A 266-nucleotide genomic window follows, 5' to 3' on the forward strand; every position below is an offset into this window, starting at 1 on the left:
AGTCTATCGGTAATTTCATTAATGAACTCAAAGAAGATGATAGCACTATCGAACATTCATCCGTTGAGCTAATGCAGCGCAATCCGTACCGTAAAGTCTATTCTGGCTTCACATCTCTAAGAAATTTACCGGACGCTGATAAAGATTCAGTGCTGAAAGCCATTGAAGAGGCTTCTAATTTTACCGATGCTGTTTTGAAATACTTGGAAGAGGGTGCAGAAAATGAGTAAACTTGATCGTATCAACAAAATGCGCCAAGCAAGCTT

General features: G+C 39.5%; 1 protein-coding gene. It reads left to right on the top strand.

Going from position 1 to position 266, the window contains the following annotated elements; all coding sequences use genetic code 11:
- The coding region (locus HBA93_RS21565; RefSeq protein ID WP_221724611.1) for a hypothetical protein at window positions 1-230 on the top strand (230 nt) is incomplete at its 5' end.
- Between the last annotated feature and the right edge of the window lie 36 nt (window positions 231-266).

Origin of the sequence: Ochrobactrum sp. SFR4, assembly GCF_019730395.1 — a bacterium.
Classification (GTDB): domain Bacteria; phylum Pseudomonadota; class Alphaproteobacteria; order Rhizobiales; family Rhizobiaceae; genus Pseudochrobactrum.